This is a genomic window from Qipengyuania flava (assembly GCF_019448255.1).
In the GTDB taxonomy this organism is placed as follows: Bacteria; Pseudomonadota; Alphaproteobacteria; order Sphingomonadales; family Sphingomonadaceae; genus Qipengyuania; species Qipengyuania flava_A.
This window is the reverse complement of the sequence record NZ_CP080410.1, coordinates 1311023-1337305: the sequence shown is the minus strand read 5'-3', so window position 1 is coordinate 1337305 and position 26283 is coordinate 1311023. Positions and strand designations below refer to the sequence as shown.

Genomic DNA, 26283 nt, shown 5'->3' with positions numbered 1-26283 from the left:
GGGGAAAAATGGGGCGATCGACGGGGTTCGAACCCGCGACCTCCGGTACCACAAACCGGCGCTCTAACCAACTGAGCTACGATCGCCACATGCCCCCGGAACCGTCCGGGAAGCAGGCCTGATACGCCTCGCGGTGACAGCGTCAACCCGCCCTGCGCAACGGCGCGTGCCTGTTGCACAATGAGCCGGGATTGGGAAGCGAAAAACGCGCATCGGGGCAGTGGACGCAATTTTCTTTCGCGGTTGCCGCCGCTTCGCGGGGCGCTATCACTGGGCGCATGACGGGACCGGGCGAATCTTCGGCAGAGAAACTGCTTTCACACAGCGGCGTGCAGCGTGTGCCGAGCGAGAAGATCGAGCTATTCCAGTTGCGCGACTTCGTGCCCGCGGACCTGCGCGAGGAGCTGATCGCGCTAATCGAACAGGACCGGCGGCCCTCCACCCTCGCCGATGCGGGCGATGACCGCTATTTCCGCACCAGCGAGACCTGCGACCTGTCTGCCGATGAGCCCGCAGTGCAACGGCTCGAAGCGCTGTTCGAGGCGCTGAACGGGATCGACAGGGCCCATGGCGAGCCGGTCCAGGGCCAGCGCTATGATGTCGGGCAGGAGTTCAAGGCGCACTGCGACTACTTCAATCGCGGCGGGCAGGATTGGGAAAAGTATTGTTCGGTCGCGGGCCAGCGGACCTGGACCTTCATGGTCTATCTAAACGATGTCGAGGCCGGCGGCGCGACACGGTTCAAGGCAGTCAAGAAGACCTTCCAGCCCGAGGCGGGAAAGCTGGTGTGCTGGAACAACATGCGCCCCGACGGGAGCGAGAATCCCAACACGCTTCATCACGGCATGAAAGTGCGCAAGGGCCTGAAATACGTGATCACGAAATGGTACCGCGAGAAGGAATGGGGCTGGTGATGCTCAAGGCTGGCGATGTGCACGAAGGCGGATGCCATTGCGGCACGGTACGCTTCCGCTTCACTGTCCCCGAAGACCCCGTGGTGCGCCGCTGCAACTGCACCATCTGCGGGATGAAAGGCGTCGTCATGTTCGACGTACCCATCGCCTCGCTCGAAATTCTGGAAGGCGAGGATGCGCTGACCCTCTACACCTTCGGCACGGGGGCTGCGAAGCACCACTTCTGCTCGAAATGCGGCATCCACCCGTTCCACCAACTTCGCTCGGAACCCGATCACTATGGCGTCAATTTCGCCTGCATCGACGGGATGACGATCTACGACATGGACGAAGTGCGCGTTTTCGACGGGCAGAACCACCCTGCCGACGGGGGCGAAGACCGCTACGTCGGTGTGATGCGCTATGTCCGGGAACCGGATTGATCCACATCAACTCCCCGCGCCTTGCCCTGTGATAGCGGTTCCTCAACGCAAATAGCATCGGGGATCGAGGAATGACCGATTACAGCGCCATGCGCACCCAATTGCAGACCCGCCTTGCGGACCTGCTCGGCCGCGCCGAAGTCATCGAAGACGACCTGCGCCAGCCACTTGATGCCGATTTCAGCGAGCAGGCAGTCGACCTGTCCGACGACGAGGCCCTGGAAGGGATCGACGAGGTGCTGCGCACGGAGATCGGGCAGATCCGCCTGGCGCTGCTGCGTATCGAAAACGGCAGCTACGGCATATGCAGCCAGTGCGGCAATCCGATCTCGCAAGGACGTCTCGAGGCGCGCCCGATTGCCACGCGCTGCATCGACTGCGCATCCTGACCGGAACGCAAAAGGGCGGCCCCGCAGGACCGCCCTTCGAAAAGCCAGCGTGGCTTGCCGCTCTTACTTCTTGAGCGAGAGGCCGCCGAAACGCTTGTTGAAGGCTGCAACGCGGCCGCCTTCCTGAATCTGCTTGGTGCCGCCGGTCCATGCCGGGTGGCTGGTCGGGTCGATATCGAGCTGCAGCGTATCGCCCTCGCTGCCCCAGGTGGAGCGCGTCTGGAATTCGGTGCCATCGGTCATCTTGACCGTGATCATGTGATAATCGGGGTGACCTTCGGTCTTCATTGTAAGCGTCCTCTTAGCCTCGGAACGGTTCCGACCGGTCCAGCTGTTGTGTGGAGAAGGCGCGCGCATAGCGGCGAGCGCAGGGATTGGCAACCTTATTCGGGGGCGTCGGCGATCATGGCGGTGAACTGCACCTCGCAGGTCACCTTGCCGTCGACGCTGGCCTTGCCGGCAAACTTGCACACGCGGGCGCGCTTCTGGACGAACTCGGCTTCGAGATCGAGCAGCACACCGGGTGTGACCGGAGCGCGGAACTTCGCGTTCTCGATCGCCATGAAATAGACCAGCTTGCCCGAGCCTGCGAGACCGAGGCTTTCCACCGCGAGCACGCCGGCGGCCTGAGCCAGCGCTTCGATCTGGAGCACGCCGGGCATGATCGGCGCGCCGGGGAAATGCCCCTGGAAGAAATCCTCGTTGAAGCTGACCGCTTTGACCGCGTGGATGCGCTCGTCGACGACGAGCACTTTCACGCGGTCAACCAGCAGCAGGGGATAGCGATGCGGAAGGCGCTTCAGCACCTCGACAACGTCGAAACCGGTCTCGCTCATGCCCCTGCTCCCGATAGTGCGATTAGCGGCCGGTCGGCTGCTGGGTCTGTTGCTGCTGTTGCTGCTGCTGGGCGGCAGCCTGGCGCTGTGCAACGCCGAGCAGGACCTGCGAAACGGTCTGCTGGGTCTGCAGCGATTCCTGGCGCGGGCGCCAGCCGGCCGGCGGGGTGATCTGCACGCTCGGCATACGCTGGTTCATCGTCGCAACCAGGTCGTTGGTCACGTTCAGCGTGTCCGGACCCCACTGGATGGCTTCCGGCGTCAGGAGGAGCTGGATGCCCTTCTGCTGGATGACCTGCTGCTGGACGTTGTTGTAGTCGTTGATCAGCTGCTCGATGGCGTAGGTCTGCGCGAGCACGATCGGCTGCGAGATCTGTGCGAGCTGCTGCTCCTTCTGCTGGAGCTGCTGCACGACACCGGCATTGGCCTGGGCTTCGGCCTGCGTGACCTGACCGTCGTTGTTGGTATCGAGGCTTTGCTGCAGCGTGGCCATTTCCTGGCGCAGGGTGACGGCCTGCTGGATCTGCGTCGCGTACTGCTGGTCGATCTGCTGGTAGGCGTTGATGCGCGCCTGGCTGCGCACGATCACGGCTTCCGGGCTGCTGGTGGCGATGCCCGAAACCTGGGCTGCGGCAGGCGTTGCAATGGCGGCCGTGCCGGCAAGTGCGGCCGCGGCGATGGTCTTGGCAAAGAGGTTCATTAGAAAGACGTTCCTACGTTGAAGGAGAAGAGTTTGGTCTGGTCGCCCAGCTGGCTTTTCAGCACATGCGAGAGGTCGATCCGGAACGGACCGAAGGGCGAGTTCCAATTCACGCCGACACCCACCGAAACGCGGGGCGACGGGCTGTCACCGACAAACACTTCACGGAAGAAGGTGCCGGGGAAAATGCTCGGGTTGTTGGGCGTGCCATCAGGCGCAGTCGCGTTGGGCACGAGTTCAAGGATCGGATTGCCATCGGCATCCGTGCCCAGCTGTTCGAACAGCAGGTTGCCGTCCGCATCGCTACGCTGCACGCCGTTCGGAAAGTCCTGCAGGAGCGGCGGCGTCACGTTGAACAGCGAACCGACATCGAGGAAGATCGACGGGCGCAGGCCGAGTTCGCGGGCACCGCTGCCCAGCGGAATCTCGATCTCGGCGCGGCCGAGGTAGTAGGCGCGACCACCGATGGCGTCATCGACGCGGGCGTCCTGCGCCAGCGCGTCTTCGACCGTCTGCGACACCAGCGGCGTGCTGGGATCGCCATCGTCGTCGAAGTAGTTGAGGCGCACGATGCGCGGGCCGACGCCGCGAATGTCGAAGCCGCGGATCTGCGGCTCGCCCAGGAAGAAGCGATCCGTCAGGCGCACTTCGTCCTGACCGGCAGGGACGTTGCTTTCGAGCCCCTTGATCCAGCCTGCTTCGCCCGTAACCGAGAAGATGAAGCCGCTGCCCAGCGGCCAGTACTTGCCGCCACGCAGGCGCGAGCGGATGTACTTCACGCTGCCGCCGAGGCCAGCGAATTCGGTCGTCCAGCTGAAGGTTTCGCCGCGCGTCGGGCGCAGGCGGCTGTCGAGCGTGTTGTAGTTGAAGGTGAGGCCGAGGATCGAGCTCGTGCGTTCGCCGATCGCTTCGCACAGGAAGCGGCTTGCCAGCAGCGGGTCGCAGGTCGCGATGCCGTCGCCGTCGCGGTCGGAGAAGTAGATCGACTCGTCGAGCGACACTTCATCGTAGTTGAACGTATAGCTGGCGATCGCACTGATGTATTCGGTCAGCGGCACACCGGCGCGCAGCGAAAGACCCGTGGTCGACTGTTCGAATGTCGTATCGCGGTCCGCGCTGCGCGGGTTGAAGTTGTTGAGATCGCGGCGGTAGATATCGACACCGGCCGAGATGTTCCGGTCGAACACATAGGGTTCGGTGAAGCTCACCTGCGCCGACTGCGAGAAGCGCGAATAGTTGAGGCTGAGGCCGATGGTCTGGCCGCGGCCGCGGAAGTTGCGCTGGCGGATCGAGCCGGCGAGGATGAAGCTTTCCAGGCTCGAGAAACCGGCCGAAAGCTGGAGTTCGCCGGTCGCCTGCTCTTCCACGTTTGCTTCGAGGACGATCCGGTCGGGCGCGCTGCCTTCGACCTGGTTCACCTCGAAGTTTTCCTGGAAGAAGCCGAGCGAGTTGATGCGCGCGGTCGAACGGGCAACCGACAGCGAGTTGAAGGCATCGCCTTCCGCAATACGGAACTCGCGGCGCACGACCTTGTCCTGCGTCAGCGTGTTGCCGTTGACGTCGATCCGCTCGACGTAAACGCGCGGCGCCTGGCGCAGGACAAAGGTGACGTCCATCGTCAGGTCGTCCTGGTTGCGCGAGAACTGGGGTGCGACATCGGCAAAGGCGTAGCCGAAGGTACCGGCCAGCTCGGTCAGCTGTTCGACCGTGTCCTCAACCAGCTTTGCGTCGTACCAATCGCCGCCTTGCATCGGCAGGCGCTGGGTCATGGCGTCGTCGTCGAAATCGCGCAGCTGCGAATCCACCGCAACTTCGCCGAATTTGTAGCGCTCGCCTTCCTCGACCACGTAGGTGATGATGAAGTCGCGCTTGTCCGGCGTCAGTTCGGCCACAGCCGAAATCACGCGGAAATCGGCATAGCCTTCGGTCAGGTAGAACTGGCGCAGCTTCTGCTGGTCGAACGCGAGGCGATCGGGGTCGTAGCTGGTGTTCGAGCTGAGGAAGCTGGTGATACGGGCCTGCTTGGTGACCATCTCACCGCGCAGCTCGCCATCCGAGAAGGCCTCGTTGCCGATGATGTTGATCTGGCGGACCTTGGACTTCGGCCCTTCGCTGATCTCGAACACGATATCGACGCGGTTCTGCGACAGCTCGACCATCTTCGGCTCGACAGTGGCAGCAAAGCGGCCCTGGCGCTTGTAAAGCTCGATGATGCGGGCCACGTCCGCGCGCACCTTGGAGCGCGTGAAGATCTGGCGCGGAGCCAGCTTGATCTCGGGCAGGATCTTGTCGTTCTTGAGGCGGCGGTTGCCCTCAAGGATGATGCGGTTGATGACCGGATTCTCGACAATGTTGATGACCACATTGCCGTTGTTGTTGATCACGCTGGCGGTCGAGAACAGCTCGGTCGCGTAGAGGTCCTTGAGGACTTCGTCGCCGGCGGCCTGGGTCCAGGCGTCGCCCGGGCGCAGTTCGATGTAGGACAGGATCGTCTGCGGCTCGAGGCGCTGCGCGCCGCTGACCGCGATGGTCTGCACGATTTCCTGCTGGATCACCGGGGCAGGAGCCGGAGCCGCCGGTTCGGCGCCTTCCTCGTCCTGGGCGAAAGCGAGGCCGGGCATCCCGGCAAGCATGGTCCCGGCCAGCAGGCCGATCGCCAGACGCGCAGGGGCGTTCTTGCGTCGCGTGGCGGCAGAAGCAAAATCAGTCATCGACAAGGAGATTCCCGTCCTCGTTTGCATTACAGCAGATCCGGCTGTCGCAGCCCCGATCCGGCGTCAGGCCACACTGTGCGAGGCGGCCATGCCGTCCCCTGCCCCATGCGCCTTTACCAATCAAGCTTTGCTGCGGCGAAATGCCGGTATCCCGCTCCCTTTCCCCGGCTAATTCCCGAAAACGGGAAGCGTCGCCAGATCGTTGATCGTGACGAACACCATCAGCATGAGCACGAGAGCCACGCCGGCGCGGTACGCCACTTCCTGACCGCGCGGACCAATCGGCTTCCGGCGGACTGCTTCAGCCGCGTAAAAAGCCAGGTGCCCGCCGTCGAGAGCCGGGATTGGCAGGAGGTTGATGAATGCCAAGTTAAGCGAGATCAGCGCGACAAAATTGATGAACGCCAGCGCGCCTAGGCTGAGCTGCTCGCCGGAGAACTTGGCAATCTTGACCGGCCCGCCGAGCTCCTGAACCGAACGCTCGCCAGTGAAAATCTGGCCGATGCCGGTGACCATCATGTCGACGATCCCGATCGAGTGGTCGACCGCCAGGCCCAGCGAGGAGACGATGCCCTGGGGTTCGAACTCGAACCCGGCTGCGCCCGAGGCAATTCCGATGAGGCCCACCTTGGAAACGTTGCCGAAATCGTCTTCCATCTCGACGCTGCGCACGGGCACCGGAATGATCTGCTCCGCTCCGTCGCGCTCGACCGTGATGTCGAGAGTGCGACCGGGATAAAGCATGATCGCGTTCTGGACGTCGCGGAACTCCTCCATCACCTCGCCTTCGACCGCGACGATGCGGTCGCCGATCTCGATACCGGCAGCCCGAGCAGGCGAAATTTCCGCAAACTCGGCAACCGTAAGCTGCGCGTCCAGATCGGTCGGGACGGGCTTGCCGTAGAAGGCAAAGAAGCTCGCGAAGATGGCAAGGGTCAGAAGTATGTTCGTGGCCGGACCCGCGAACACGATCAGCGCGCGCTTCCACAGCGCGGCGTGGTGGAAGCTCCCGTTGCGCTCTTCGGGCGAGGCCTGGGCCACCGCATCGGCATCGGGAATGCTGGCCGGGTTCATGTCGCCCTTGAATTGGACATAGCCGCCCAGCGGCAGTGCGGAAAGTTTCCAGCGCGTGCCACGTTTGTCGGTGAAGCCCCAGATTTCCTTACCGAAACCGACGGAGAAAGCCTCCGCCTGGACGCCAAACCAACGGCCGACCAGATAATGTCCAAGCTCGTGAATGGTGACCAGCGGGCCCAGCAGCAGCGGGAAGCCGAGCACATAGTAAAGCCAGAGGGGCAGGTTCAGGTCCACGGGTTATGCAGGCTCCAGAATTCGGGTTGCGCGGGCGCGCGCTTCTTCATCAACGCGCAACACCTCTTCAAGGGTCCTCGGGGCTGCGGGCAGCTCGCCCTGGTCGAGGACACTCTCGACCAATATCGCAATCCGGCTGAACGCAATCTTACGATCGAGAAACGCGGCAACTGCAATCTCGTTGGCGGCGTTGAGAACGGCCGGGGCCGCCCCGCCCGCTTCGGCCGCCTCGCGGGCGAGACGGGTCGCCGGGAAGCGCTCTTCATCGGGATGGAAAAAGGTCATCTCGCCAATCGCCGGCAGGTCGAGCGGCGCCATCGGCGTATCCATGCGCTTGGGCCAGGCAAGGCAGCTGGCAATCGGCACCCGCATGTCGGACGGGCCGAGCTGGGCGAGCGTGGAGCCATCACGGTATTCGACCATCGAATGGATCACGCTTTGCGGGTGAACCACGATACGGATCTTGTCGAGGCCGACCGGGAACAGGTGATGCGCCTCGATCAGTTCGAGGCCCTTGTTGAACATGGTTGCGCTGTCGACGCTGATCTTGGCACCCATGTCCCAGTTGGGATGCGCGATGGCCTGTTCGGGCGTCACGGCGGAGAGATCCTCCACCGTGCGCAAGGGGCCGCCGCTGGCCGTCAGCGTGATCGAGCGCACATCCTCGATCGACCCGCCCTGCAGGCACTGGAAGATGGCGTTATGCTCGCTGTCGGTCGGGAGCAGCGTGGCGCCATGTTTGGTCACCGCGGCGGTAAGGACTTCGCCGGCCGAAACCAGCGCCTCCTTGTTGGCGAGTGCGATGGTCCCGCCCTGCTCTACCGCGGCCATGACCGGGCCCAGCCCCGCGCAGCCGACGATCGCAGCAACGGTCATGTCGACCGGGCGCCCCGCCGCTTCACACAGAGCTCTGCGACCCGCAGCCGCTTCGATACCGCTTCCCGCCAGCGCTTCGCGCAGCGCAGCGAGGTGCCGGTCGTCCGCAACGACGGCTACGCTCGCGCCGAATTCGCGCGCGGCGGCTGCCAGCTTCTCCACATTGGAGTTCGCCGTCAGCACCTCGACCTTCCAGTCCGCAGCGTTGCGCCGGATGAGGTCGAGCGTCTGCTCGCCCACCGACCCCGTCGCGCCAAGGACCGAAATAGTGCGCATCAGGCCGCAGCCCCGAGGACGCCGCCAGCCAGCAGGATCACGGGGATCATGCCGTCCACGCGGTCAAACACACCGCCGTGGCCGGGAATGAGGCGCGAGCTGTCCTTCACGCCCGCCTTGCGCTTGAGCCAGCTCTCGAAGAAATCGCCCGCCTGCGCTGCAACCGCCGTCGCCGCGCCCATGGCGAGGATCTGAACCAGCTCGGCGCCATCGAAGAAGGTCGTCGTATCGCCGGAGATCGAACGTGCGGCGACATAGATGAAACCGGCCAGCCAGACGGTTGCGCCGATAACGCCGCCCAGCAGACCCGCCCAGGTCTTCGACGGGCTGATCGATGGAGCAATCTTTGGGCCGCCCAGCGCGCGACCGGTGAAATAGGCGAAGACGTCCACAAACACGACCGCGCCGACCACACCCACAACGATGAACACCGGAAACCGCGAGAGGACGACACCCGCAAGGCCGATGTAGACAGCACCTGCTAGCAGTCCGGCGAGGCGGAAAGGCACGTTCTGCGTCGCTTTGACGACCAGCAGCAGGAATTCGATGAAGGTGGCGAGGATGACCGCAGCGATAAACCATGTGAACCAGGGATCGCCTGCCACCAGCGCCCCGACCGCAATTGCAACCATGACCAGCGCGGATACGATGCGTACCGGCAGGTCGGATGTCTTCGATTGCGGCTTTGCCGCCTCAGCTGTCTCAGCGTCCGCCAAATCGCCTCTCCCTATCCGCGAAATCGGCCAATGCGCGCTTCAGGTGGTCGGGCGTGAAGTCCGGCCACAGCACGTCGATGAACAGCATCTCCGCGTAAGCCGCCTGCCACAAGAGAAAATTCGACAGGCGCACTTCACCGCTGGTGCGGATCAACAGGTCGAGCGGGGGGAGCGAGGCGGTGTAGAGGTGACGTTCGAGCGCGGCTTCGTCGATCTCACCCTCGGCGGCGGCCTTGCGCGCCGCCTGCACGATTTCCGCTTGCGCGCCGTAATTGAGCGCGACGGCAAGGGTCCGCGAGCCGCCCGAGGTTTTCTCGAGCGCGTCTTGAAGCATGGCGACAATATCGGGCGCAAGGCCCTGCCAGTCACCCAGGATATGGAGCTTCACGTCGTTGGCGATGAATTCGGGCAAGTCCGATTTGATGAACTTGCGCATGAGGTTCATCAGGTCGTCGACCTCTTCCTCGGGCCTCTTCCAGTTCTCCGAGGAGAACGCATAGAGCGTCAGGCATTCGATCGAGGTGTCCTTGATGCTGCGCACGAGCGCGCGCACGGCCTCCACACCCTTGCGGTGACCCATGGCGCGCGGCAGGTGCTTGCGCTTCGCCCAGCGGCCGTTGCCATCCATGATGATGGCCACATGCCGGGCGTGCTGTTCCTCCCCGCTCATTCTCGCGCTCCCAGCCCCTGCCGCCTTACTGGGCCAGGATTTCCTGTTCCTTCTTCGCCACCGCCGCGTCGCATTCGGCGACGTACTGGTCGGTCAGCTTCTGGACTTCGGCTTCGCCGCGCTTTTGTTCGTCTTCCGAGATTTCCTTCTTCTTCTCGTCTTCCTTCAGCGCTTCCATGCCGTCGCGGCGCACGTTGCGGATCGCGATCTTGCCCTTCTCGCCATATTCACCGGCGAGCTTGGCGAGGTCCTTGCGGCGCTCTTCGGTCAGGTCCGGCATCGGCAGGCGCACGTTCTGGCCGTCGATCATCGGGTTGAGGCCGAGATTGGCCTTGGCGATGCCCTTTTCCACCGCGGTGACGTTGGCCTTGTCCCACACCTGCACGCTCAGCATGCGCGGTTCGGGCGCACTGACGGTAGCAACCTGGTTCAGCGGCATCATCGAGCCGTAAACTTCGACCACTACGGGATCGAGCAGGCTGGTGTTGGCGCGGCCGGTGCGCAGGCCCGCAAGATCGCCCTTCAGGCTCTCGACGGCGCCCTTCATGCGGCGCTCGATGTCGGCTTTGTCGTACTTGGCCATGGCGGCTTCCTCTGTCTTGTCTCGTCTGGTCTTAGTTCTTTACGATCGTCTGGGTGCCCTCACCCGCGATGACCCGGGCAAGGTTGCCCTTTTCGCGGATCGAGAACACGACGATCGGAATGTCGTTGTCGCGGCACAGCGCCACGGCGCTTGCGTCCATCACCTTGAGGTTGTCGGCCAGCACCTTGCCATAGGACACGGTGTCGTAGCGCGTCGCATCGGCGTTCTTTTTCGGATCGCTGTCGTAGACGCCGTCGACGCTGGTACCCTTGAGCAGCGCGTCGCAGTTCATTTCGGCGGCGCGAAGGGCCGCGCCGCTGTCGGTGGTGAAATAGGGTGCGCCGACGCCCGCTGCGAAGATCACGATGCGGCCCTTTTCAAGGTGGCGCTCCGCGCGGCGGCGGATCACCGGTTCGCACACCTGGTCCATCTGCACCGCGCTCTGCACACGGGTCTGGACGCCGAGCTGCTCGAGCGCGCTCTGCATGGCGAGCGCGTTCATCACGGTCGCGAGCATACCCATGTAATCGGCCTGCGCGCGGTCCATCCCCTGCGCTGCGCCCGCCATACCGCGGAAGATGTTGCCGCCGCCGATCACGAGGCAGATTTCCAGCCCCGTTTCCTTGGCCGCTTTCACTTCCTTGGCAAGCTCCAGTACGAAGGCCGGATCGATCCCGAACTGCTGGTCGCCCATGAGGACTTCGCCCGAAAGCTTCAGGAGAACACGTTTCATCGTCGAAAAGGGCATGGAGTCTCGCTTCCGTGAGGTTTGCGCGGCCTTAGAGCGCATGGGGGCCGATGCCAAGGGGAGACGGCGCCATCCGTCAACACGTAGTCACCGGCCTTTCAACCCTCCAAAACGAAAACAGCCGCTGAACCGAAGTCCAGCGGCCATTCCCGAATTCAAGCGAATCTCGGAGTAGTTTCACCGAGAGGTGCAGCTACGCGTTCAAAGGACTAAAGTTCCAGTCCTTTTTTACACATAGTGCACAAGTATTAGCCGGCGACGGCGGCAGCGACTTCAGCGGCGAAGTCGGCTTCTTCCTTTTCAATGCCTTCACCAAGCTGGAAGCGGACGTAGTCCACCAGCTCGACCTTGGCACCGACGTCCTTGCCGGCCTGCTCGACGACCTGCGCGATGGGGGTCTTGTTGTCCATCACGAAGATCTGGCTGAGCAGCGCGTTTTCCTTGGCGTACTTGGCGATCGCGCCTTCCACCATCTTTTCCTGGACGTTTTCGGGCTTGCCGCTTTCGGCAGCCTTTTCCTTGGCGATCGCGCGCTCACGCTCGATCACGTCGGCGTCGAGGCCTTCGGCGGTCAGGGCCTGCGGGAAGGCGGCGGCGATGTGCATGGCCAGCTTCTTGCCCAGCTCTTCAAGCTTGGCGGCGTCGCCTTCGCTTTCGAGAGCGACGAGCACGCCGATCTTGCCGAGGTCACCGGCAACCGCGTTGTGCATGTAGGGGACGATCACGCCGTTGGTGACCGTCACGGTCTTCATGCGGCGAACCTGCTGGTTTTCACCGATGGTCGCGACGTTGTCGGTCAGCTTGTCGGCAACGGTGCCGCCATCGGGGTAGGCCGAAGCCTTGAGCGCGTCGACATCGTCGCCCGAAACCGTCAGCGCGACCTGGGTGGTCTTGCGCACGAAGTCCTGGAACTTGTCGTTCTTGGCGACGAAGTCGGTTTCCGAGTTCACTTCGACGGCAACGCCCTTGGTGCCTTCGACGGCAACGCCGACAAGACCTTCGGCCGCGGTGCGGCTCGACTTCTTCTGGGCCGTTGCGAGACCCTTGGCGCGCAGCGCGTCGACTGCGGCTTCGATATCGCCATTGGCGCCTTCGAGGGCCTTCTTGGCGTCCATCATGCCTGCGCCGGTCTTCTCGCGCAGGGCCTTAACGTCAGCAGCAGTGAATGCAGCCATGATAGTATCCTTCTTGGTTCAATGTGCGGGCACCGGGCCTGCCTCGGGGGGAAGCGGCCCGGCGCGTATCTCCGCTTTGTGACGGGCGCGTGATGGCGCCCGGTCACAGGAGGGTTTGGCTTAGGCCGCCGCGGTTTCTTCCGGCGGGTTTTCCATGGCGCCGACATCGGCACCCGAATCCTGCACGCCCTCACCCTTGCCGCTCTTGGCAGCTTCGGCGACGGCTTCGCAGTACAGGCGGATGGCGCGCGCGGCGTCATCGTTGCCCGGGATCGGGAAAGCGATGCCTTCGGGATCGACGTTGGTGTCGAGCACGGCGACGACCGGGATGCCGAGAACGTTGGCTTCCTTGATGGCCAGGTCTTCCATGTTGGCGTCGATCACGAACATCACGTCCGGAATGCCGCCCATGTTGCGGATGCCGCCCAGCGACAGCTCGAGCTTGTCGCGCTTGCGCGTCAGGTCGAGGACTTCCTTCTTGGTCAGACCGGCGGTGTCACCGGCAAGGCGCTCGTCGAGAGTCTTGAGGTACTTGATACGCTCGCTGATGGTCTTCCAGTTGGTCAGCATGCCGCCCAGCCAGCGGTGGTTGACGTAGTGCTGGCCCGACGACAGCGCGGCTTCGCGGATCGCGTCCTGCGCCTGGCGCTTGGTGCCGACGAACAGCACCTTGCCGCCCGAACGCGCGGTCTGGCTGACGAAGTCGAGCGCACGCGCGAACAGCGGCACGGTCTGCGACAGGTCGATGATGTGGATGCCGTTGCGCGCACCGAAGATGTACGGCTTCATGCGCGGGTTCCAACGGTGGGTCTGGTGGCCGAAGTGCGAGCCGGCCTCGATCAATTGCTGCATCGTGACGGTAGGAGCCGCCATAATCGTATTCCTTTCCGGTTATGCCTCTGGAAAGCTGGAACCCTTGTGCGGAGTTATCCCGCGACGGGCACCGGTATGTGCGCCTTCCATGTGGATTTGCCCGCTCTGGAAGCAGCCGGAAATGGCCGAATCCCGTGCGGACCGCGCGCCTTTAGCGGGGTCCGGAGAGGAAATCCAGACTCGATTCATCGCCAAAAAAGGGAATCTGGGCGCGAAAAGCGCTTGACAGCCGAGAACAAAACAGGAACATTGTTCTCATCGCCGGAACTTCCGGTGGGCAATACGGGTTTTCCACTAGATTTCCCCGGTCTGTCAACACGATTTTCGACAGCCGGGATGGGAGATTTCGAGATGTTCGCACTGTTCCTTACCGGCCTGTTCCTCGCCACTGCGGTGGTTGTTGCAGGCGTGCTTGCCGATGGCGGACTGCGTTGGTGGTCCGCTTTCGGTGCGCTGCGGCGGGAATTGAAGGGCGACGGCGCCCCGCACCTGCCGGCCCTGCGCCCGGCAGCCAGCTATGTCTGTGGATCGCGCCAGGTACCGGCGCGCAGCTGCAGCCAGCGGGTCAGCCGCGCCGCTTGATCCGCGCGTAGCGGAAGAGCGAATAAGGCAGCAGCAGGAAGTAGCCGACGCAGATCGCGCTCAGCGTCCACCAGGGCTCGACAAGCAGCGCCGCCACCATCAATCCGACAAAAGCCAGGACTTCGAGCCGGATGCCGCGGCGCGGGCGCAGCGACGTCCAGCTTGGCGTTGCCATGTTCGAAATCATGAGCAGCGCAATGACAGCGAGCCAGATGCCGACCAGCAGCGGGTTGCGGAACTCCTCGACCCCGGTGGCAATCCATAGATAGAACGGAGCGAAGGCAAGCCCTGCCCCGATTGGTGCAGGAACACCCGTAAGGAAGCCGAGCGATTTGTGCGGCTGGTCGCTCACGTCAATCTGCGCGTTGAACCTTGCGAGGCGCAGAGCGCAGCAGATTGCGAAGGCGAGTGCAGCGAACCAGCCTAGGCGGGGCTCGGCCGAAAGCGACCACAGGAAGATGATGATCGCCGGTGCCGTGCCGAAGCTGAGCGAATCGGCAAGGCTGTCGAGCTCTGCGCCGAAGCGGGACTGCGCCTTGAGCGCCCGAGCAATGCGCCCGTCGATCCCGTCGAGGACGCCCGCAATGATCACGGCGACAACAGCCGCTTCCCACTTCGCGTCGATTGCGAAACGAATGCCAGTAAGGCCGGCACAAAGCGCGCCTGCAGTAATCGCGTTGGGGATCATCGCCCGCAGCGTCAGCGTGCGCGTGCGGCCGCCTTCGGGCTGTTCGTCTTCGGTCGCCTTGGGGCCAAGGCGCGTGTTCTCGTCCGCGTTGGTCGGCGTGCCGCTCACTGCGACACACCCTCGATCAGCTTCTGCGAACCGATCTCGGCAAGGACCGTCTCACCCGCGATAATGCGCTGGCCTAGCAGGACCTTGGAATCGGTGCCGGCGGGCAGATAGACATCCACCCGGCTGCCGAAGCGGATGAGGCCGACCCGCTGGCCCACGCCGACGCTGTCACCTGGCTTGACGAACGGCACGATCCGCCGTGCGACGAGGCCCGCGATCTGGGTAAAGCCGACCTTCAGGCCATCGGTGCGCTCGATCAGGATGTGCTGGCGCTCGTTCTCCTCGCTCGCCTTGTCGAGCCCCGCGTCAACGAAGCTGCCCGGGATGTAGATCACGCGGCGCACCGTGCCCGCGATCGGGGCGCGGTTGATGTGCACATCGAAGACCGACATGAAGATCGAGATGCGGGTGACCTTGCCCGGTTCGAGCCCGGCGTGGCCGGTGCCATCGTCGAGCACCATTTCCTCGGGCGGATCCACCTCTGCAATCAGCGAGACGAGGCCATCGGCCGGGGCAACGATCAGATTGTCGTCCTGCGGCACCACGCGCTCGGGATCGCGGAAGAAGGCAAAGACGCCCAGCGAAAGCAGCAACAGAGGCCAGCCGACGATTTCCCAGTCGAGCCCGACAAGGAAACCGAGGCTGATCACAACGGCGATTACGCCGAACTTGCGCCCCTCCGGATGGATCGGGGGCCACGACCAGCGGACATCGCCGCGGCCACGATTGTCGAGAAGATCACCTGCCATGGGTCGCCACGTAGGCGCAGTTGCCTTTTGTCACAAGGCGCTAAGCGACCTTGCGCACGAACACGGCGCCCGCGGAATAGCCCGCCCCGAAGCTGCAGATCAGGCCGGTGTCGCCGCCAACGAGGTCTTCGCTGTGCTGGTGGAAGGCGATGATCGAGCCGGCGCTCGAGGTGTTGGCGTAGGTGTCGAGCACAGTCGGGCTTTCGTCCGGATTGGCTTCATGGCCCAGGACGCGCTGGGCAATCAGGCGGTTCATTCCGGCGTTGGCCTGGTGCAGCCACAGGCGGCGCAGCCCCTGCGGATCGATGCCGAGCTTCTCCGCTTCGGTCACGATCATCTCGGCCACCATCGGCACGACTTCCTTAAAGACCTTGCGCCCCTCCTGGACGAACAGCTTGTCCTTCTTGCCCTCACCCTCGGGCGACGCGCGGTTGAGGAAGCCGAAATTGTTGCGAATGTTGTTGGAGAACACGGTCTTCAGCTTGGTGCCAAGGATGTCCCAATGCTCTGCCGGCGCGACCGCGGCGTCTTCGACCAGCACGGCCGTGGCGACATCGCCGAAGATGAAATGGCTGTCGCGGTCGCGCCAATTGAGGTGGCCGCTGGTGATCTCGGGGCTAACGACAAGGACGCTCTTGGCGTTGCCCGAGCGGATATAGTCCGCGGCTGTCTGGATACCGAAAGTGGCCGACGAGCACGCCACGTTCATGTCGAAGCCGAAACCGTCGATGCCCAGCTCCTGCTGGATTTCGATCGCCATGGCTGGATAGGGCCGCTCCATGTTCGACGCAGCACAGAGAACCGCGTCGACATCGGCAACATCGCGGCCCGCACGCTCAAGCGCCTGGCGCGCGGCAATCACGCCGATTTCCGCCATCATTGACAGCTGGTCGTCCGAACGCTCGTCCCAGCGCGGCACCATGATTTCCGGGTTGAGGATCGGCTCCTTCGCCATGACATGGCGCGCCTTGATCCCGCTCGCTTTCTCGATGAATTCGACCGAGCTGGGCTGGAGGGCCTCGACCTCGCCTGCCGCAATGGCTTCGGCGTTCTCGGTGTTGAACAGCTCGACATAGCGGTTGAAGCTATCCACCAGCTCTTCGTTGGTGATGGTCTCGCTCGGGGTGAACAGGCCCGTGGAGGAGATGACGGGGCGCCCGGTGAGTTCTGTGTTGTTTGTCATGCGCGCTGACTAGGCCGCCGCGCGGCCGGTCGCAAGACGCTTGCGAACATCGCAACACGGACCGCCATTTGGCCACTTGGCAGTTTCCAGCGCCCGCCCTAGGATTGCGCGAATGAACGAAATGCCGCCTCTCCGCACGACGAATTTTTGCGACGCCTGTTCGATCCGCAACCGTGCAATCTGCGCCGATCTCGACAATGACGAGATTGGCCTTTTGAACGGCATCGGTCGGCGGCGCCGCGTGAGCGCTGGCGAACAGATCCTGTGGGAAGGCGACGAGGCGATCCTGGTCGCCAACGTGATCGAAGGGGTTCTCAAGCTTTCGACCCAAACCGCTGAGGGGAAGGAACAAATCCTCGGTCTGGTTTACCCCTCGGACTTCCTCGGCCGCCCGTTCGGTCAGACGACACCCTACGGCGTTGAAGCACTGACCGATGCGCATATCTGCGTGTTCGAACGCAAGGATTTCGACCGTTTCGCCCGCGAACATCCGCGCCTCGAGCACAAGCTTCTCGAACGCACTCTGGGCGAGCTCGACCGGACGCGCCGCTGGATGCTTTTGCTCGGCCGCATGAACGCCGAAGAGAAGGTTGCCAGCTTCCTTCTGGAGATGGGCGAGCGGCTCGGCACCAAGACGGCCGATGGCGCTATCGTCATCGCCCTGCCCCTCTCTAGGCAGCAGATGGCCGACGTCCTCGGCCTGACGATCGAGACGGTGAGTCGCCAGTTGACGCGCCTCAAGAAAGACGGCGCGATCGAACTGCCTTCGCGGCGTGAAGTAGTACTGATCGACACGGGTGCGCTGGAAGCGCGCGCCGGCTAGGCGTTCCCCTACTTTCCCATCACCGCGCAGATCCGGGCTTCCATGTCCGGGCCGCGCCCTCGCCCTTGCGACACCGCTGAAAACGCGGGGTATGCGTCATCGATCATTGACCGATACGGTCGAGTTTCGAGCTAGCACGGGTTTTGAGGGATGGCGGTGGTGGACAGGGCTGCTATCACTTTACGCTGAGAGAATATTGAATAAGCGACGAATTTTGGAAGGTCCTTCCACGTATTGCCCCCACCGTTGCCCCCGCTAGCTCCCGGTTAAAGCATTGATCGGATGCCGATCGAGTTCGAATCAGTCATTCGGTCTAGAGGATTTTTGGAGTTTCATGACCGTTTGTCTTTTCTTGTCCTGGTATCGCGCATTGATAGCGATACTGGCACCGGTCCAAGCTGCGAAGCCGCTACAATTGCGCCAATTCCCCTGTGGCCGAAGCGCGTAGGGCGGCGGTCACGCGGTTGTCGACTTCGAGTTTCTTGAAGGCGCGTTCCAAGTAGGTGATCACGCTGCTCTCCGTGATCTCGAGGATTTCCGCAATCACTCCATTGCTCTTGCCTTCTGCCACCCAGGCGAGGATTTCACGCTCGCGCGGAGACAATCGCTTCTTGGGCGAAAGCGGCGTGCGCAGGAGCTGGCAATACTGCTGGTGGGCGGCCTGGCAGCACAGCTGCAGGTTGGCCAGATCATCCTCGTCGAAGGCTGGTTTCTCGTGTCCGAACTCGATGGCCACATACCCGTCCCTGCCGAACGGGCCATACGTGGGCAGATGCACCCCGACACCAACGTGCGCATTCACCTGCTCGAGATATTCCCGCTCTGCCTTACTTAGACGCTTGGCAGGCTCGGTCTCATCCCACCACTGCGCGCGACCTTCGGCAAGGACCACCTGGATCGTCGGCTCGACTTTCATCAGTTGGTTCTGCTCGAAGTGGTCGGACCACTCGCGCGGGAAACCCACACAGATGACATTTATGCCGACAGGCTCGAGTGAACCGACAGCCGGAAAATGGTGGTAGGCAACGCCGGTCGCGCCAATCCTTGCCGCAAGGCGCAGGCATGCGATGTTCAAGGCGGCTATCGTGCTGCAGCCCTGTGCCGATCGCCGAAAGCGTGCGGCCGCATCATTGGAAAGCTCCGAGGCGATGTGGCGTGGACCATGCATCAGGCCGCTATACACGCATCAGACGCTTTTTGTCGGAAAGTTGTAGGACAAGGCACCGCGTGGGTTTGGGTGTAGCCCGGTGGTCGGATCGATGGTTCGCATGAAGGCGTCACGGCGGTCAGCCGATACGTGGTCGCGAACCGACTTGGGGGAGCATCACGTGACGCGAACACGACCAATTGCACGCAAGGCCACTGCCCGGCTTGCCGCGCTTCTCGCCGCATCCGCAATGCTGGCGAGCCCGCTTTCCGCCCAACAGTCGCGCTACGAATACTGTCACGAACGGGCTGTCGAATTCTCGGGCTACACCGGCCCCGTGCCAGACAAATACAAGAAGGGCGGCCTGCTCGAAGGCGCTGCCCAAGGCGCAGTGACCAGCGGGATCGGTGCGCTGATCTTCGGGAAGAACAAGAAGGAACGCCGCAAGGCCATTGGCCGGGGTGCAATCTTCGGCGGCATCGTCGGCGCGATCAAGCGCGGCAATGCCAACCGCGAAGAGAAGCGCATCGCCCGCATCTACCGGCTGGAACTGGACGCCTGCATGGGCGCCGCTCAAGGAGACCAATAGTGTTCAAAGTGTTCGCAGCGCTCTCCGCGCTTTCGCTCGCAGCTGCCCCCCTGGCTGCGCAGCCAGCTGATTCACAGACAGCTGCCAATCCTTTTGCGCTAAATTCCGACATCACCGTCGATGTCTCGCAGCTGCGTTGCTGGGACATTGTCACATTGAGCGAGGACGACAGGGCATTCGCAATGGTGCTTGTCTACGGTTTCGCCCAGGGCCAGGCCGGAGCGACGGTTTTCTCGCCGCGCGACATCCAGGTTGCCGTCGTCAACACGATGATGGAATGCGTGGACAAGCCCGATGACCTCGTGCTCGATGTGCTCAAAACGCACCTACCCGGTTAAAGCCGCCCAAGACTGATCAGCACCTGGCTGGCAAATAGTACCGCGAAGGTCACTCCGGCGCTGACCAGCGCCACCACGAACCGACGGCGCTTGCTTTCCCTGAGCGCCGCGACGGCGATCAGCTCGTGGGCCAGCTCTTGGTAGGGATCGGCCTCCTCGGCCGCCTCGATAAGTTGGGTGCTGGACCCATATCGCTCAGGGTGCAGGAACAGGATGTGTTTGTAGGCATCATTGCCTGCGAGCGACTGCGACTTGCGCTTAGGATAGAGCACATAACCGAACAGGACGATGGGCAAGATGACCAGTATCCAAGCCGCGACCACCGTGATGACATTGCCGCTCTCGTTGCTCGACGCGAAGCGCCCGATGTCGCCGATGACGTTAAGCGCGAATATGTAGCCGACGCCGACGATCTGCGCCTTGGTGTCGTAGGTGCGCACTGAGATCTGGGCCTCATCGAGGCTGTCCTTCAGCAAGGCGAAGGTGTGTTCCTTCATCTGTACGCCCCTCGTGTCGGTCAGCCCGGCGGAAAGCCAGCCAGGATTTGCCGGGTTGCTTCTCCGGCAGTGTTGGTCTCTCCTCGCAGCTCGCTGCGCGTAAGATCACGCGTTCCAGCCCCATGCCATACCGGAGCTCGCCGCTCGACGTCGTAGATGTCGATCGAAAGCGTGCCTTCCGTATATTCGCGGTACTGCATGCGCGAGATGGACGGGGTAGCAATCGAAGGCCAGAAGGGGCCGCCCCAGCGCCAGTTCATGCGATTGTTCCAGAACGGATCGATAGCCTCCCGAAACTCGACGTTGTCGCGCGTACCTACGGTGAAGGAAACGGCGAAGTCGGCGTTCTCCATGTCGTCGGTGAAGGTGTAGCCCTTGGCCGACAGGTCCGCGATAATGGCTTCCGCGATGCTTGCCTGTACGGTTGTCGGGACCATGCGATTGCCAAACGCGAGCATCGGCCGGATCCCAGCCCATGAGAAGGTCGAGTACTCACTGAAATTCTGCGCCTGGTCGTAGTCGGTGCTGATCTGTCCAGTGGTTGCGCAGCCTGACAAGGCCAGCGCGCTAGCAGCCACTGCGATTGCAAGAGTCCTCATTCCCATTCTCCCTCTCAATGATCAAAGCGACAAGAAAAACTGGATCAGAAACGCGTTGGCGACATCGACGAAGAAGGCTCCGACGAGCGGCACGATGATAAAGGCGGTCGGTGCCGGGCCATGCGTTTTCGTCACCGCCGACATGTTGGCGATCGCGGTGGGGGTCGCCCCAAGACAAAAGCCCGCAAAGCCCGCCGAAAGGACCGCGGCAAAGTAGTTTTTCCCCATGAGCGGAAAGACCACGAAGAGGATGAACAGCACCGCGACGACCACCTGAGCCGCAAGAATGCCGAACAAGGGCCCAGCGAGGCCAGCCACTTCCCACAGCTGCATCCCCATGAGCGACATGGCTATAAACAGGCCGAGCGATAGGTCGGATATGAGCGCAAGGGCTTTCGAACCCGTTGGCCAGGTGACTGTCTTGAACATGAGAGGGATGGTGTTGGTGAGCAGGATCGCGACCATCATGCAGGACACGAACAAAGGAAGGCGCAGGCCCATCTCGCCAATGGCGAGATTGAGGACGTAGCCGAGGATCATCGCGATATGAATGACGAGGATCGCGCCCATCAGATTGAGGTGAGTGATTGCGGTCTCGTCCTGCTTCTCGCGCTGGATACCGACCAAAAGGTCGCCGTCCGACTCTGGCTTCAAATTGTATCGAGACAGCAGCACTTTCGCGATCGGCCCGCCGAGGAGGCTGGCGATGACCAGGCCTATCGTTGCAGCAGCCACACCGATTTCTAGCGCATTGGCCACGCCCTGCTGCTGCGAAATGGTCGGCGCCCAGGCAATGGCGGTTCCGTGGCCACCTGCCAGCGAGGCGGAGCCGACCAGTACGCCGACACCGCTCGGCTGGCCCATGGCAGCGGCTGCGGCGTAGCCCACACCGTCCTGCAGTGCGAGATAGGCCAACGTCAGGCCGAGAAATATCAGCAAGGGTTTGCCGCCTGCCAGAAGCTGGGCGAAGCGTGCGTTTATCCCGATCGTCGTGAAGAAATAGACGAGGAATACGTCGCGCGCGTAGAGGCTGAACTCGACCTCGAAATCAAACGCCAGATAGGCGAACAGGCCGAGCAGCGAGGCAACGATCCCACCGGTGACCGGCTCCGGGATGTTGTATTTCTGCAGGAAGCCGATCCGCTCGGTGACCTTGATGCCCACGAACAGGACGATGATCCCGAGCGTGAGCGTTACGAAGTTGTCGAGCTGCAGCGTGTTGGCGTCGAGGAATTCCATTAGACGCTACTGCTCCGGCTCGACGGCGATCGGGGTCGCGTTTCGCCAGTCGCCGCCCAGCGCGAGGCTCAGCTCGACATACTGGTTCAGTTGCGCGCGCTTGATTGCGAGCAGGCTGCTCTCAGCGCCGAAAACCCGCTGCTGCGTCCCGAGCACATCGAACAGGTCGATCTCGCCTTGGCCGAACTGGAGGTTGGAGAGGCGCAGCGCGTTGCGCGAGCGGGCGACCGAGGTTTCCAGAGCCTCGCGCCGGGTCCGCAGGAAGACGCCGCGATCCAGCGCGGACTCGACCTCGGTGAAGGCATTGATCGCCGTGTCGGCATAGATTGCCGCAGCCGCATCGACATCCGCCTGCGCGATATCGACCTGCGCATCCAGGGCGCCGCCCTGGAAGATCGGGGCGAGCAGATTGCCGGCCAGCGTCCAGGCGAGGTTGACCGGATCGAGGATATTCTCAAGCTGCGCCGACGACCCACCGACCGAGGTCGAGAGCGACAGGCTCGGCAGTCTTGCTGCGCGTGCTACCGACAGGGAGTTGAGAGCGGCGGCGACATCGCGCTCGGCAGCGATGACATCAGGGCGCCTTTCAAGCAGCTGCGAGGGCAGTCCCGCCCCCGGAGGTGGCGGGACACCGGGCAGGTTCTCTGCTGTCTCGAGAAGACCTGCAGGATAGCGGCCCACTAGCGCCTCTAGGGCACGCAGCGCCTCGATTTCGCCGTTGCGCGCTGCCGCAAGGCTGTCGCGGGCGGATTGCAGGTCAGCTTCTGCGAGTGAAGTGTCGTATTCGGAGGCAAACCCGTAGCGGAAACGAAGGTTCACGATCCTTACGATTTCCGTCAGCGCATCGACGATCCCGGCAGCGACATCGGCCTGTTCGCGGGACTCGATGACGAGGAAATACGTCCGCGCAACCGAAGCTGCGATCGAGTACTGGGCGAAGATATAGTCTGCTTCGGCAGCCTGCGCGCTGGCGATAGCTGCGGCCTCGCCAGCCGCGATGCGGCCCCACAGGTCGACCTCGTAAGAGACCTGCAGCCCGACGCCGAAGCGGTTGCCGCTGCCCGGGCCTTCGAAGACTTCGGTACGTGCGGCATCGGCCGACAAACCGACCGACGGGAGAAGCGGCGCCCCGGCCTGGCGCGCAAAGGCATTGGCGCGTCGCACGCTTGCCGCAGCGGCCTGCAGGTTTCGGTTGTTGCGCTGCGCTTCCTCGACGAGCGCGGTCAGGACGGGATCGTTGAACGCGGCGATCCAACCGACATCGACCGGTCCGACCCGCTCGCGAACCGAAGTCCACTGATCGGGCACCGGCGGAACGCTTTCGGCAGCGAGAGCTTCTGCGCGCTCGTCGTTCACGGCCCGCACGGTGCTGCATCCGGCGAGAAGGGTCGCCATCGCGACAGCGGAGACGAGCTTGAAGGGAGGCTTGCTCATGCGACCGCTCCTTCGATGGGTTCGACCGGATCGTTGGTGGGCGGTGTGTCCTTTGCCGTCTCATCGGAGGTGATGCCGAAGGCCTTGGCGTAGAACACCGGCAGGATGATCAGCGTCAGCACCGTGGCAAAGGTCAGACCGAAGACGAGCACGACCGCCATCGACTTGAAAAACGCGTCGAGGAACAGCGGAATGACGCCCAGCACGGTGGTCAGCGAACCCATCATCACGGGCCTGACACGGCTAGCTGCGGAATCGAGTACGGCGTCGAAGCGCGGTTTGCCCTCGGCTATCTCCAAATCCATCTGGTCGACGAGGACGATCGCGTTCTTGATCAACAGGCCTGACAGCGAAAGCAGGCCGAGGATCGCCATGAATTCCATGGCCGTGTTGGTCAGGAGCAGACCGAACACCACACCGATGAGGGCGAGCGGGACGATCAGCCAGATGACGAGCGGCTGCTTCAACGCATTGAACAGGACGATCACCGTCAGGACCATCGCGAGGAAGCCGAGCGGCAAGGTGCCAGCAAGGCTCTCGTTCGCTTCGGCACTGTCGCCGAACTCGCCGTTCCATGTCAGCGCGTAGCCGTCGGGCAGCGGGATGTCCTCGATCTGCGGGCGCAGGCGTTCGAACAGGTCCGATGCCAGCTCGCCCGGCAAGGGGTCGGCCTGGGCGTTGATGGTCCAGACCCGGTCGAGGCGGCGCAGCTTCGCGTTTTGCCAGACGGTCTCGAAGCCATCGACGACTTCCAGGATCGGCACCGCACGGCCCGACGCCTGGCTGAATATCTGCACACCGCGGAGCGAGGCTTCGTCGAGACGCTCGCGGGCAGGTGCGCGGACGATGATGCGGATCAGCTGATCGCCTTCACGATAGACACCGACGTCCCGGCCCGAGAAATTGGTCCGCAGTGCATTGGCGAGGTCCTCGCGCGAGATGCCAAGGCGGCGCCCGCTGTCTTCGTCGTACTGGACCTCGACCACGCTTACCGGCTGGCGCCAGTCGTCCTTGATCGAGATAGCGCCCCCATCGGCGGCCATGATGCCCTTGGCCCGGTCCGCCAGCTCGCGCAGGACGGTTGGGTCGGGACCGGAGAATTCGGCTTCGACCTTCGAGCCACCGCCCGGGCCAAGCTGGAACTGCCAGACCTTGGCCTGCGCGTTGGGGAAGTTGCCGTCGATGTGGTTCTGGATCTGCGGCAGCAGGTCCGCGATCACGTCGTAGCTCTCGGTCTTGATAAGGAACTGGCCGTAGGCCGAGTTCGGCGATTCCGGAGAATAGACGAGCATGTAGCGCAGCGTTCCCTGCCCCACGAGCGTCTTGACCCCTTCGACACCCTCCAAGCCTGCGAGATAGCCCTCGAGTTCGCGCATATTCGCATTCGTGACCGAGATGTCGGTGCCTTCCGGCATCGTGAAATCGACCACGATTTGTGGACTGGTGGACGGCGGGAAGAACCCTGCCTTGACGAAATTGAAGCCCACGATCGCCAAAGCGAACAGCGCAACCACGCCGATGATGGCCTTGTTCGCATTCGCCATGACCTTTCGCATGAAGTCGCGATACTTGCCGAAGAACGGATGCTCGGGCTTGGGCTCGGCATCTCCGTCGCTTTCCTGGAACAGAAGGTCTGCAAACAGCGGCACGGCGGTGATCGCGAAAACCCAGCTGAACAGCAGCGAAATCATCACCACCCAGAACAGGTCGCCGGTAAACTCCGCGGTCGCCCCCGGAGCGAAGCCGATCGGGGCAAAGGCGATGATGCCGACAAGCGTACCTCCGAACAGCGGCCATTTGGTCCGCTGGACAATCTCTTTGGCGATATCGAGCTTCTTGCGGCCTTGCTGCGTCCCAACGAGAATGCCTTCGGTCACCACGATGGCGTTGTCGACGAGCATGCCGAGAGCGATGATCAACGCGCCGAGCGAAATGCGGTGCATGGGGATGCCCCAGACATACATCACCGCCAGTGTCGCAGCGATTGTCACGATCAGTGTCGCTCCGATGATGATGGCAGAGCGCAGGCCCATGAAGAAGAACAGCGTGACGAGGACAATCACCAGTGCGGCGATCACGTTGACCGCGAAATTGGAGACGGCCTCGGTCGTTACCTTGCCCTGATGATAGAACTCATGGACCTCGATGCCGACCGGGCGCAGCGCCTCGGTTTCGGTCAGCTTGGCGTCGATCCCCTCGCCCATTTTCGAGACGTTCGCGCCTGAAACGTTTGAGACGCCCATCGCCACGGCGGGCTTCCCGTTCCAGCGAACGATGTTGCCGGGAGGATCGATGTAGCCGCGCGTGACATCGGCCACATCGCGCAGGGTCACGATCCGGCCCGAAGTGGCGGTCGAGACGATCAGGTTGCGAATGGCTTCGACGGAACCGATTTCGCCGGTGATCTGGATCTGGTTGCGCCGTTCGCCGAACTGCACATCGCCCGCCGACACCACCGAGTTCTGCTGCGCCAGATCGGCGTAAATCTGTTCGACCGACAGGCCCAGAGCATTGGCACGCTCGCGCGAGACCTCCACGTAGATCGCTTCCTGCTGTGCCCCGAATACGGCGACCTTCGCGACGTCATCGACCTCAAGCAGGTCCGTGCGCAGCGAGCGGACGTATTCGTGGATTTCTGCCGAGGTGTAGCCATCCCCGGTGACGAGGTAGAGCAGGCCATACACGTCGCCGAAGTCGTCAGCGACGTATGGCGTCCCGGCTCCCGGCGGCAGCTGCGCGGCTGCATCGTTCACCTTGTTGCGCAGCTTGGTCCAGATGAGCTGCAGGCTCTCCTTGGTCGGCGAAGCGCCGTAAAGGATTTCGACGCTGATCTCGGAGCGGCCAGCCGAGGAAACCGATTTGACCTCCTTGACCTCGCCCAGCTGCTGGATCGCGCTTTCGAGCGTCTCGGTGACCTCGTTGGCGACTTCCTCGGGCGTTGCGCCGGGATATTGCGTGATCACCTGCGCCGTGCGGATCGTGAACTCGGGGTCCTCGAAGCGCGCGATGTTCTGGTAGCTGTACCATCCGCCCACCATCACCAGCGTGATGATGATGAACATAATGAGACGGTTCTTGATCGAGAATTCGGCTGCCCCCATCGG

The 26283-nt window shown here is 62.9% G+C and carries 28 protein-coding genes and 1 tRNA gene; 7 read left to right on the top strand and 22 right to left on the bottom strand.

The window, feature by feature from the left end:
* Positions 1 to 9: 9 nt before the first annotated feature.
* Positions 10 to 86: transfer RNA gene (locus tag KUV82_RS06605), tRNA-His, on the bottom strand.
* A gap of 192 nt (positions 87 to 278) precedes the next feature.
* On the opposite strand from KUV82_RS06605, the gene KUV82_RS06600 reads away from it, so the two are divergent.
* The 3 genes from KUV82_RS06600 to KUV82_RS06590 all read left to right on the top strand — a co-directional run bounded on the left by KUV82_RS06600 (position 279) and on the right by KUV82_RS06590 (position 1725).
* Complete coding sequence (locus KUV82_RS06600; RefSeq protein ID WP_219956070.1) at positions 279 to 914, top strand: prolyl hydroxylase family protein; 636 nt, start codon at positions 279 to 281, stop codon at positions 912 to 914.
* A complete protein-coding gene (locus tag KUV82_RS06595; RefSeq protein WP_258319886.1) occupies positions 914 to 1336 on the top strand; it encodes a GFA family protein in 423 nt (140 codons plus the stop codon). The genes KUV82_RS06600 and KUV82_RS06595 overlap by 1 nt, the downstream gene beginning before the upstream one ends.
* A 71-nt stretch (positions 1337 to 1407) precedes the next feature.
* Positions 1408 to 1725: a TraR/DksA family transcriptional regulator gene (locus tag KUV82_RS06590; RefSeq protein ID WP_219956068.1), complete on the top strand. Its 318-nt coding sequence runs from the start codon at positions 1408 to 1410 to the stop codon at positions 1723 to 1725.
* A gap of 63 nt (positions 1726 to 1788) precedes the next feature.
* On the opposite strand, the gene rpmE is transcribed toward KUV82_RS06590, so the two are convergent.
* From rpmE to rpsB, 12 genes are all read right to left on the bottom strand, one after another.
* Positions 1789 to 2013, bottom strand: a complete 225-nt coding sequence (gene rpmE / locus KUV82_RS06585) for a 50S ribosomal protein L31 (RefSeq protein ID WP_219956067.1) — start codon at positions 2011 to 2013, stop codon at positions 1789 to 1791.
* A gap of 95 nt (positions 2014 to 2108) precedes the next feature.
* On the bottom strand, positions 2109 to 2561 hold the full coding sequence (gene fabZ, locus KUV82_RS06580) for a 3-hydroxyacyl-ACP dehydratase FabZ (protein ID WP_219956066.1): 453 nt from the start codon (positions 2559 to 2561) through the stop codon (positions 2109 to 2111).
* 22 nt (positions 2562 to 2583) lie between these two features.
* Positions 2584 to 3261: an OmpH family outer membrane protein gene (locus tag KUV82_RS06575; protein ID WP_219956065.1), complete on the bottom strand. Its 678-nt coding sequence runs from the start codon at positions 3259 to 3261 to the stop codon at positions 2584 to 2586.
* A complete protein-coding gene (bamA, locus tag KUV82_RS06570) occupies positions 3261 to 5972 on the bottom strand; it encodes an outer membrane protein assembly factor BamA (protein ID WP_219956064.1) in 2712 nt (903 codons plus the stop codon). The genes KUV82_RS06575 and bamA overlap by 1 nt, the downstream gene beginning before the upstream one ends.
* 171 nt (positions 5973 to 6143) lie before the next feature.
* Complete coding sequence (gene rseP, locus KUV82_RS06565) at positions 6144 to 7286, bottom strand: RIP metalloprotease RseP (protein WP_219956063.1); 1143 nt, start codon at positions 7284 to 7286, stop codon at positions 6144 to 6146.
* 3 nt (positions 7287 to 7289) lie between these two features.
* Positions 7290 to 8438: a 1-deoxy-D-xylulose-5-phosphate reductoisomerase gene (gene dxr, locus KUV82_RS06560; RefSeq protein WP_219956062.1), complete on the bottom strand. Its 1149-nt coding sequence runs from the start codon at positions 8436 to 8438 to the stop codon at positions 7290 to 7292.
* Positions 8438 to 9154 (bottom strand): phosphatidate cytidylyltransferase, encoded by a 717-nt coding sequence (locus tag KUV82_RS06555; RefSeq protein WP_219956061.1) that lies wholly within the window; start codon positions 9152 to 9154, stop codon positions 8438 to 8440. Before KUV82_RS06555 ends, dxr begins: the two co-directional genes overlap by 1 nt.
* A complete protein-coding gene (gene uppS, locus KUV82_RS06550) occupies positions 9141 to 9824 on the bottom strand; it encodes a polyprenyl diphosphate synthase (protein WP_219956060.1) in 684 nt (227 codons plus the stop codon). Before uppS ends, KUV82_RS06555 begins: the two co-directional genes overlap by 14 nt.
* Before the next feature lie 25 nt (positions 9825 to 9849).
* The gene (frr, locus tag KUV82_RS06545; RefSeq protein WP_219956059.1) at positions 9850 to 10407 is read right to left on the bottom strand and encodes a ribosome recycling factor; all 558 of its coding nucleotides are present in this window, start codon (positions 10405 to 10407) and stop codon (positions 9850 to 9852) included.
* Positions 10408 to 10438: 31 nt separating this feature from the next.
* Entirely contained in the window at positions 10439 to 11155 is a 717-nt protein-coding gene (gene pyrH, locus KUV82_RS06540; RefSeq protein ID WP_219956058.1) for a UMP kinase, read from the bottom strand.
* Positions 11156 to 11403: 248 nt separating this feature from the next.
* Positions 11404 to 12330 carry a translation elongation factor Ts gene (gene tsf, locus KUV82_RS06535; protein ID WP_219956057.1) on the bottom strand — a complete coding sequence of 309 codons (927 nt, stop codon included), beginning with the start codon at positions 12328 to 12330 and terminating at the stop codon, positions 11404 to 11406.
* Between the two features lie 120 nt (positions 12331 to 12450).
* Positions 12451 to 13203: a 30S ribosomal protein S2 gene (gene rpsB / locus KUV82_RS06530; protein ID WP_219956056.1), complete on the bottom strand. Its 753-nt coding sequence runs from the start codon at positions 13201 to 13203 to the stop codon at positions 12451 to 12453.
* 351 nt (positions 13204 to 13554) lie between these two features.
* Between rpsB and KUV82_RS06525 the strand changes: the two genes are divergently transcribed.
* On the top strand, positions 13555 to 13785 hold the full coding sequence (locus KUV82_RS06525; RefSeq protein WP_219956055.1) for a hypothetical protein: 231 nt from the start codon (positions 13555 to 13557) through the stop codon (positions 13783 to 13785).
* On the opposite strand, the gene KUV82_RS06520 is transcribed toward KUV82_RS06525, so the two are convergent.
* From KUV82_RS06520 to KUV82_RS06510, 3 genes are read right to left on the bottom strand one after another with little or no spacing between them, the layout of a single operon-like run.
* A complete protein-coding gene (locus KUV82_RS06520; protein ID WP_258319870.1) occupies positions 13769 to 14581 on the bottom strand; it encodes a CDP-alcohol phosphatidyltransferase family protein in 813 nt (270 codons plus the stop codon). The two genes, KUV82_RS06525 and KUV82_RS06520, sit on opposite strands and share 17 nt — an antisense overlap.
* Positions 14578 to 15330, bottom strand: a complete 753-nt coding sequence (locus KUV82_RS06515) for a phosphatidylserine decarboxylase (protein WP_219956054.1) — start codon at positions 15328 to 15330, stop codon at positions 14578 to 14580. The genes KUV82_RS06520 and KUV82_RS06515 overlap by 4 nt, the downstream gene beginning before the upstream one ends.
* Before the next feature lie 40 nt (positions 15331 to 15370).
* On the bottom strand, positions 15371 to 16513 hold the full coding sequence (locus tag KUV82_RS06510; protein WP_219956053.1) for a beta-ketoacyl-ACP synthase III: 1143 nt from the start codon (positions 16511 to 16513) through the stop codon (positions 15371 to 15373).
* A 112-nt stretch (positions 16514 to 16625) separates the two neighbouring features.
* Here KUV82_RS06510 and KUV82_RS06505 point away from each other — a divergent pair, with 112 nt between their 5' ends.
* Positions 16626 to 17336, top strand: coding sequence for a Crp/Fnr family transcriptional regulator (locus KUV82_RS06505; RefSeq protein ID WP_258319869.1), 711 nt, complete (start codon positions 16626 to 16628; stop codon positions 17334 to 17336).
* 409 nt (positions 17337 to 17745) lie between these two features.
* Here KUV82_RS06505 and KUV82_RS06500 read toward each other — a convergent pair whose 3' ends face one another.
* Entirely contained in the window at positions 17746 to 18519 is a 774-nt protein-coding gene (locus KUV82_RS06500) for a helix-turn-helix transcriptional regulator (RefSeq protein WP_219956052.1), read from the bottom strand.
* 145 nt (positions 18520 to 18664) lie between these two features.
* On the opposite strand from KUV82_RS06500, the gene KUV82_RS06495 reads away from it, so the two are divergent.
* Together KUV82_RS06495 and KUV82_RS06490 are read left to right on the top strand one after the other, a co-directional pair.
* Positions 18665 to 19072, top strand: a complete 408-nt coding sequence (locus KUV82_RS06495; RefSeq protein ID WP_219956051.1) for a hypothetical protein — start codon at positions 18665 to 18667, stop codon at positions 19070 to 19072.
* On the top strand, positions 19072 to 19410 hold the full coding sequence (locus KUV82_RS06490; RefSeq protein ID WP_219956050.1) for an HdeA/HdeB family chaperone: 339 nt from the start codon (positions 19072 to 19074) through the stop codon (positions 19408 to 19410). The genes KUV82_RS06495 and KUV82_RS06490 overlap by 1 nt, the downstream gene beginning before the upstream one ends.
* Here KUV82_RS06490 and KUV82_RS06485 read toward each other — a convergent pair.
* From KUV82_RS06485 to KUV82_RS06465, 5 genes are read right to left on the bottom strand one after another with little or no spacing between them, the layout of a single operon-like run.
* Entirely contained in the window at positions 19407 to 19907 is a 501-nt protein-coding gene (locus tag KUV82_RS06485; RefSeq protein ID WP_219956049.1) for a hypothetical protein, read from the bottom strand. The genes KUV82_RS06490 and KUV82_RS06485 overlap by 4 nt on opposite strands.
* 20 nt (positions 19908 to 19927) lie before the next feature.
* Positions 19928 to 20506 carry a DUF4136 domain-containing protein gene (locus tag KUV82_RS06480; protein ID WP_219956048.1) on the bottom strand — a complete coding sequence of 193 codons (579 nt, stop codon included), beginning with the start codon at positions 20504 to 20506 and terminating at the stop codon, positions 19928 to 19930.
* Between the two features lie 21 nt (positions 20507 to 20527).
* Entirely contained in the window at positions 20528 to 21745 is a 1218-nt protein-coding gene (gene gltS, locus KUV82_RS06475; RefSeq protein WP_219956047.1) for a sodium/glutamate symporter, read from the bottom strand.
* A 6-nt stretch (positions 21746 to 21751) separates the two neighbouring features.
* On the bottom strand, positions 21752 to 23179 hold the full coding sequence (locus KUV82_RS06470; RefSeq protein ID WP_219956046.1) for an efflux transporter outer membrane subunit: 1428 nt from the start codon (positions 23177 to 23179) through the stop codon (positions 21752 to 21754).
* Positions 23176 to 26280, bottom strand: coding sequence for an efflux RND transporter permease subunit (locus tag KUV82_RS06465; RefSeq protein ID WP_219956045.1), 3105 nt, complete (start codon positions 26278 to 26280; stop codon positions 23176 to 23178). The genes KUV82_RS06470 and KUV82_RS06465 overlap by 4 nt, the downstream gene beginning before the upstream one ends.
* Positions 26281 to 26283: the final 3 nt, after the last annotated feature.